Raw genomic sequence first — 7,228 nt, forward strand, 5'->3', positions numbered from 1 at the left:
AAAGCTAATGGCAAATGATTAATTCAGACAATTAGCCAAGATCGATTACTAACTTCCGCCGCAGCATTCCGCCGATTTTCAAAAATTAATGCAATTCCGGGTGGTGTAAGTGCCAATTCGTAGACTGTTCGTAAGCGTGAGCCACTTGAAACAACCGAGATTCTTGCAAAACATTACTAATCAGTTGTATACCCACCGGCAGTCCTTTATCATCAAATCCGCAGGGCAAATTCAAAGCTGGCAAACCAGCAAGATTCACGGGAATAGTCATCAAATCTGACAAATACATACTCAGGGGGTCATTGAATTTTTCGCCTGCCTTAAATGCGGTAGTAGGAGCAGTGGGACAGACTAAAACATCAACTTGAGAAAAAGCTTTTTCAAAGTCTTCTTTAATCAAAGTCCGAACTTTTTGAGCTTTTAGATAATAGGCATCGTAATATCCAGCCGACAATACGTAAGTGCCGATCGCAATCCGGCGTTTAACTTCCGCACCGAACCCTTGAGAGCGGGTTTTGGCATACATATCCAAAAGATTATCGGGATCTGGAGATCGGAAACCGTACTTGACTCCATCATATCGCGCCAAATTTGCCGAAGCTTCCGAGGGAGCAATGATGTAGTAAGTGGGCAAACCGTAGCGGAACCGGGGACAAGAAATGACTTGAATTTCTGCGCCCAATTGTTGAAATTGCTCGATCGCCTTAGTAACAGCGTCTTTAACCCCCGAGTCCAGCCCTACACCAAAAGTTTCTTTAATTACACCAATTCTAATCTGACCCTTCGGTCGCAAACTGGGTCTTAAAGCTTGAGCGTAGTCAGGAATTGGGACATTAAGACTCGTGGAATCTCTCGGATCGTAACCGGCGATCGCCCCCAACAAAATCGCCGTATCCTCAACAGTCCGGCCAAAGGGCCCGATTTGATCGAGAGAAGAAGCATAGGCCACCAAACCGTACCGAGAAACCAAACCATAAGTCGGTTTCAGCCCCACCAGCCCGCAAAAAGCAGCAGGTTGGCGGATCGATCCACCAGTATCCGAACCCAAACTCACGACGCATTCTCCAGCGGCCACTGCTGCGGCAGAACCGCCAGAAGACCCTCCGGGCACGCGCTCCAAGTCCCAAGGATTCGCGGTAACTTGATAGGCAGAAGTTTCTGTCGAGCTCCCCATTGCAAACTCGTCCATATTCGCCTTACCCACAATCACCGCACCGGCTGCTTGCAGTTTGGAGACGACGGTTGCATCGTAGGGAGGCACAAAATTCTCCAAAATCCGAGAGGCGCAGGTTGTGGGAACGCCCTCGGTACACATATTATCTTTAACGGCGATCGGGATGCCGGCCAACAGGCCAATTTGCTCTCCGGCTGCGATTTGGGCATCCACTTTATGGGCCTGCGCCAGTGCGCTGTCTGCTGTCACGCACAGAAAGCTTTTCAACTTCGGCTCTAGCTGGGTAATTCGGTCTAATGCTTCTTGAGTAATTTCCACAGCAGAGCGTTCTTTATTGACCAGTTGTCGGTGCAACTCGCGGATGGATGCCATGCTCGTACCTTTATTATTTCTACTTTGAGACAATACAGTTAATATAACTGGCAATTGTACCTGCTTACAGCCCGAAGGCAAAGTCAGCTATTTTTGTGGGGAAAGTTCGATCGCGCGATCGGTCATTTTATATACAATAGATTAAATTACCAAAATCGCACCCGACACAAAATAGCGAGCAAGTTTTTTACCTAATCTTTTAACAAACCAAGAAGGCAAGTGTATCAGGACTGATGCAAAAAGTGGTTTGATGCGAGATTTATATAAGTAAGGGGTAATGTGTGCAGTGCGACCCTACATAATTAGGTTCTGCCTCCAAGAATGTGTATGCAAGATCACAATCATTAGGAAATCAGTCATTCCCAATTCTGTAATCTAAATTTTAAAATATTAGAACCCAGCTTATCTTTGACGAAACTTAGTATTTATGGGATAAAAAGATGTATATAAAATACACTACTTCTATATTCTTACTGCTTTATTCCGGCTAACCTATTCAGATAAAATTAAATATGTACTAATAATATAGTACCAGTTTTGTGAGAAATAATTTATTTTTAAAGACATATATTGAAGCATCTGTAGCTGAGTTGGGACGAGATTACTCCCCTCCTGGCTATCCAGAAAAAATCAACTAAAAATAAAAAGTTACGACAAATATAATATTAGATTATGACAGCACATCCCCTAATAATTATAACCAGATTATGAAGGGCAATTTTTAGTCAAAAATTACTGAAAGTTATCAGTCAGCCGAGTTAATTAATGGCGGCTGCGCGATCGAAGAAAATAGCGATCGACCTTTTCCCATACAGGCCCATTGTGCCAGGGGTTAAAAAGCCTGTCAGAAATCTGGGGCTCACAAAAAAGCTCGAAACGCTCACCGCCACGCCGAGGTATCCTGTTGCGCGCACCTGCAAAAAAACAGCAGTCCTTCCTCAAGTGCGACTAGCTGCGTGCATCTGGGGTAAAAAAAGCTACTTATTTGTCCGAACGATCCCCAGGAAAATAATTTCATCCGGAATTATCCCCAAAACCAAAGATATATGGTAAGAAGTTCCCGATGCCCCGTTGGAGGAATGCCACCTAAAGCTCACTTAGAATCCCACCTGACGGCAGAGGAACTCAAAATTCGCTACCGGCAGGCACAAAACACCACAGAGTCGCGCCGCTGGCACTTGCTGCTCTTAGTTTCCAGAAATTGGACTATCAAACAAGCAGCCCAAGTCGTAGGCCTCAACTACGACTACGCCAAAGAAATTGTCCAGCGCTACAACCGAGAAGGGCCTAACTCTGTGAGAAACCGCAGCGGAGACCGCCAGCCCCCTCCTGCGAAATCCTTGCTGAATCCTGAACAGCAAGAAGAACTGCGACAAGCGCTGCAAGGCCCTGCCCCCGACGGCGGAGACTGGACAGGCCCCAAAGTAGCTCGCTGGATTGCCGAAAAAATCGGTAGCGATCATGTCTGGCCCCAACGCGGCTGGGATTACCTCAAGCGGTTGGGTGCTGACTGGCGACGGCGGCGCAAAAAGTAGATAGTTCCCAATATTTAAAGGGGGTTGATTGCTTTGGTGCGATCGCTCCCTTTATTTTGGTTATTTTGCCACATTGGGGCGATCAAAACCATTTTAGATTTTAGATTTTAGATTTTAGATTTGTTCTTCAATCTAAAATCTAAAATCTAAAACCCTTTGACTGATGTAACAATAGCTGCTTATATTGAATGTGGTGGTGTTGAGGATGTTAAATATGCGAGATATTAGGTGTTTTTTGTCGATCGCCAACAAGATGGCGGCAGTAGTAGCCGGCATTGGACTGGTTCAGATGTTAACCATCGCAAGTTCATTCTCTCAATCATCTAACCCGCGTTCCCTAGACGAACTCTACAAAATTCGCGATCGGCTGATCACCGAATTAGAACAACCCTCCTCTCCCTCCCCAGAACCAACCATCCTCTCCGGCTTAGTTCCCTTCGCCGCCAATCCTCAAGAACAACTGCTACAGCAGTTGCAATCGGTAGAAGCTCAAATATTAGTAGAACAGAGGGCTAACGACAACTTACAGCAAGCAGTCCGTTTAGCCAACAGAGCCGTAGAAACTAAACGGCAGCCAAATCAGTTGATCGCATCTTCGCAGCAAACTCAATTTTTCTGGCATCAGGCGCTCAACAACTTGCAGGAAGTTCCTCAAAATTCATTTTTAGCTTCCCTCACTGCCTCAAAAACTCAAGAATACCGGGAAAATTTAACAGCAGCAACCTTTCAAGTGCAGCAAGCAAAATCAGATTTTTTGGGTGCGCTTGCCCGGGAAAGCGGTTTGTCGGCTCAAGCTTCGATCGGTGTTTGTAACCTTTCTAGAGAATGCGTAAACCTCCGGGGCGATGTGCCGCCTGCCAGTCCGGCCAGCTTAATTAAATTGCCGATTGCTGTCGCCCTGATGCAAAAAGTCGAAAAAGAAAAAATTAGTTTGAATCAGGAAGTATTAGTCAGTCGCGGTAATTTCACCGAAGACGCATCGGCAAAGATTAGGTCCAATCGCAATTACCCGCTACAGCTACTCTTAGAAGAAATGATCTATCGCAGCAGCAATATCGCCACCAATCAACTAATCGATTATTTGGGATCGGATTACATCAATCAATATTTAGATAATAGTGGCTACGAAGTCACCCGCGTCAACTTCAAGTTGATGGGGGAAAGAATTATGCCCTCCAACCCCGGTTCTGGTCGCAACCGCCTGACTGCTAACGAACTCACCGAAATGATGGTGCAAATTTACAACGGCGAAACACCCGGTGCTAAACTATTAATAGAAACTCTCAACCGCCAGTACGATCACGCTCTGGGATTTGCTGCGTTACAAGGAACTAAAGCTCAGTGGTTGGGCGAAAAAACAGGCCAAAATTCGCGGGTGCTCGGCACAACTTTAGCGATGAGCATTGACGACGAAGCCTATGTGATTACTGTGATTGACAGCCGCAGCGGCGAGCTACAAATGCGCCAGTCTATTTCTAAAATTGCAGATTACATTGTCCGAAACCCCAGCTTTTAACCGCTGGAATATAAAATTTATAGCGGGGACAACGCACCGCCCAAACAGTTAAAAAATGCCGCATCAAAAACTCAGTGTTTCCGTCAAAGGCAAAGGGTTTCCGATTCTCTGCTTGCACGGCCATCCAGGTTCCGGCGATTGTATGTCGGTATTCACAGAACACCTATCAAAACGCTTCCAAACGATCGCCCCCGACTTGCGCGGCTACGGCAACAGCCGCACCTCAACTTTCTTTGAAATGACCGATCATCTGGTCGATTTAGAAGCACTATTAGACAGATTAGGAGTCGATCGGTGTTTGGTGATTGGATGGTCTTTGGGAGGAATTTTAGCGCTGGAATTAGCCATGAAATATCCCCAGCGAGTCACCGGTTTGATTCTCCTTGCATCTGCAGCAAAACCGCGAGGAAGTCACCCTCCCATCTCTTGGCAAGATAACCTTTACACCGGTTTAGCGGGAATTATCAATTGGGCGATACCCGGCTGGCAGTGGAATATTGATACTTTTGCGAGGCGATCGCTCTTTCGCTACTTGATACAGCAGCATACAGCCACCCCTTACCGCTACTTAGCACAGGCAGGTACCCCCGCTTACCTCAAGACTTCCAACACGGCTACCAAGGCGTTAAATACCGCTCTGAGGGCTGGATACGATCGACTGATCCACCTGGCCGACATTCAATGTCCCAGCTTGGTGTTGGCCGGAGACGGCGATCGGCACATCACCTCAGCATCCAGTTTAGAAACCGCCCGCCACCTCCACGATTGTCAGTGGCAGTGCTATCCCAATACAGCCCACTTGTTCCCTTGGGAAATTCCCGATCGGGTACTCGCAGACATCGATCGCTGGATTGAGAGTCACCCCGAAGCAGTTGGCAATTGCGAGTGTTGAGTTTTGAGTTTTTCACAAGCAATTTATCACGCAACACTCAAGAGTTTTGAAGTTATAACTCACACCTCAAAACCGCACAGCGTTGCGAGGGAAGCGTAACCCTCTCCAAACTCAAAATTCCCCCTGCTTCTACTGACTGCTCAAAACCGGCCACAGCCCTCCATCACCAAGCTTTCCCAAATCTTCTGCAACAGTTAAAGTAATTGGTTTGCAGCGCTGAATCGACACACTAACACCTTCTGCCCCTTCATTTTCTATGTCTTCTACATATCCTGCTTTTGCAGCTTCCGCGTCTCCATCGGTTAAGAACGGGCCAAAATAGTAAATGCACCGCGGCGCTGAAGTTTTAACTTCAACCCACCAAGCCAATCCGAAAAAGTTGAGCAAGCTAATCAAGAATTCTTTCATCTGCTTTTCTAATGTATTTGACGGTGTTTTCAGGGTGCTGCGAACACGCCTAGGCTTTTGTTATTTACACGTGGCTGACTGCTGCCAAGAACCGCTCCAAACCTATTTAAATATATCTAAATAGATTGGTGTCGAATTCCTGTTTAAACGTAGGGGCCAGGCCCCTTCTACTTTCGCCTGAACAAGTAACGACAGTCGATCGGCTATCCTTACTTGTTCCGGGTGTGGTGCTGCTCAATTCTGGGCAGCATTGACAATAAACTACTCTGTTGTGCTCTTTTTTTCAAGCACCTTTACGATCCGTGTACGTGAAACTTTTTGGGCCCGCGCTGGCGGTAAATTTCGTATAAAGCCATCCCCGTTGCTACCGAGACATTCAGGCTAGGAGTATGGCCCCTTAAAGGAATTGAAACTAATCCGTCACATCCGCGCTGTATCAAAAGGCTCAAACCGTCAGCTTCACCACCTACCACTAAAACAGTGGGTCCGGAGAACTTGACTGTCTCTATAGATTGACCGACGCCTGCTGCAGTGCCATAAATCCAGAATCCAGCCTCTTTGAGTTCTTCCAGCGCCCGGTTAAGATTGACAACCCTCGCCACGGGCAGGCTTTCCAATGCCCCTGCTGCCACTTTTCTTACTGCCGAGGTAATCCCAACAGCCCGCCGCTGCGGAATCACCATGCCCTGAGATCCCAATGCTTCTGCGGTGCGAATGATCGCCCCTAGATTGTGCGGGTCGTTGAGTCCTTCTGCTACCACAATTACTGGATCTTCGCAAGCCGACTTAGCCTTTGCGATCAGTTCGCTCAAATCCAGGTATTCGTAGGCTGATACTTGAGCGGCTACGCCTTGGTGGTTTGCTTTGCGCGTGATGTAGTCGAGGCGCAAATCGTCAACTTCGTCAATGATGCTGCCGTTGGCCTTGGCTTCGGTTAACAAGCTATGAAAGCGGGGATCGTAGCGCAGGTGGGGAACAACCCAGATCCGGTTGAGGACTTGGTTTGTTTCTAAAGCTGCTTGCACCGCATGGCGGCCGTAAATCATGTCGTCTGTGTCTGCGTCTGGTTGCACGACAGTATTTGAGGCACTGTCAACAGGGCGAGTGTCTCTGTCTTTGTCTCTGTCTCTGAAATGGTTGCCCCGGAATTCCTGCGGGCTATTGTCTTTGTCTCTGTCTTTGTAATAATTGCCCCTGGATTCCTGGGGGCTGCTGTCTCTGTCTCTGTCTCGGAAATTGTTGCGGGCCGGCTGCGGGCTGCTGTCTCTGTCTCTGTCTCGGAAATTGTTGCGGGCCGGCTGCGGGCTGCTGTCTCTGTCTCTGTCTCGGAA

General features: G+C 47.5%; 6 protein-coding genes. 3 read left to right on the plus strand and 3 right to left on the minus strand.

What is annotated here, in order from left to right:
* Window positions 1-85: 85 nt before the first annotated feature.
* Window positions 86-1,546 carry an Asp-tRNA(Asn)/Glu-tRNA(Gln) amidotransferase subunit GatA gene (gatA, locus tag QUA57_RS00400; RefSeq protein ID WP_333058859.1) on the minus strand — a complete coding sequence of 487 codons (1,461 nt, stop codon included), beginning with the start codon at window positions 1,544-1,546 and terminating at the stop codon, window positions 86-88.
* A 1,079-nt stretch (window positions 1,547-2,625) separates the two neighbouring features.
* On the opposite strand from gatA, the gene QUA57_RS00405 reads away from it, so the two are divergent.
* The 3 genes from QUA57_RS00405 (at window position 2,626) to QUA57_RS00415 (ending at window position 5,489) form a co-directional block, all read left to right on the plus strand.
* Entirely contained in the window at window positions 2,626-3,081 is a 456-nt protein-coding gene (locus QUA57_RS00405) for a helix-turn-helix domain-containing protein (RefSeq protein ID WP_039886916.1), read from the plus strand.
* Window positions 3,082-3,295: 214 nt separating this feature from the next.
* On the plus strand, window positions 3,296-4,597 hold the full coding sequence (locus QUA57_RS00410) for a serine hydrolase (RefSeq protein ID WP_333058860.1): 1,302 nt from the start codon (window positions 3,296-3,298) through the stop codon (window positions 4,595-4,597).
* A 55-nt stretch (window positions 4,598-4,652) separates the two neighbouring features.
* A complete protein-coding gene (locus tag QUA57_RS00415; RefSeq protein WP_333058861.1) occupies window positions 4,653-5,489 on the plus strand; it encodes an alpha/beta hydrolase in 837 nt (278 codons plus the stop codon).
* Window positions 5,490-5,618: 129 nt separating this feature from the next.
* Here QUA57_RS00415 and QUA57_RS00420 read toward each other — a convergent pair whose 3' ends face one another.
* Together QUA57_RS00420 and rlmB are read right to left on the minus strand one after the other, a co-directional pair.
* Entirely contained in the window at window positions 5,619-5,897 is a 279-nt protein-coding gene (locus tag QUA57_RS00420; protein ID WP_333058862.1) for a DUF1816 domain-containing protein, read from the minus strand.
* Between the two features lie 293 nt (window positions 5,898-6,190).
* A partial coding sequence (gene rlmB, locus QUA57_RS00425) for a 23S rRNA (guanosine(2251)-2'-O)-methyltransferase RlmB (RefSeq protein WP_333250884.1) occupies window positions 6,191-7,228 on the minus strand: 1,038 nt, incomplete at its 5' end.

Origin of the sequence: Microcoleus sp. Pol7_B2, assembly GCF_036701035.1 — a bacterium.
GTDB lineage: Bacteria > Cyanobacteriota > Cyanobacteriia > Cyanobacteriales > Microcoleaceae > Microcoleus.

Excerpts from the sequence above, each read along its gene's own strand:
- gatA (WP_333058859.1), bottom strand. The coding sequence starts at position 1,546 with ATGGCATCCATCCGCGAGTTGCACCGACAACTGGTCAATAAAGAACGC.
- QUA57_RS00405 (WP_039886916.1), top strand. The coding sequence starts at position 2,626 with ATGCCACCTAAAGCTCACTTAGAATCCCACCTGACGGCAGAGGAACTC.
- QUA57_RS00410 (WP_333058860.1), top strand. The coding sequence starts at position 3,296 with ATGCGAGATATTAGGTGTTTTTTGTCGATCGCCAACAAGATGGCGGCA.
- QUA57_RS00415 (WP_333058861.1), top strand. The coding sequence starts at position 4,653 with ATGCCGCATCAAAAACTCAGTGTTTCCGTCAAAGGCAAAGGGTTTCCG.
- QUA57_RS00420 (WP_333058862.1), bottom strand. The coding sequence starts at position 5,897 with ATGAAAGAATTCTTGATTAGCTTGCTCAACTTTTTCGGATTGGCTTGG.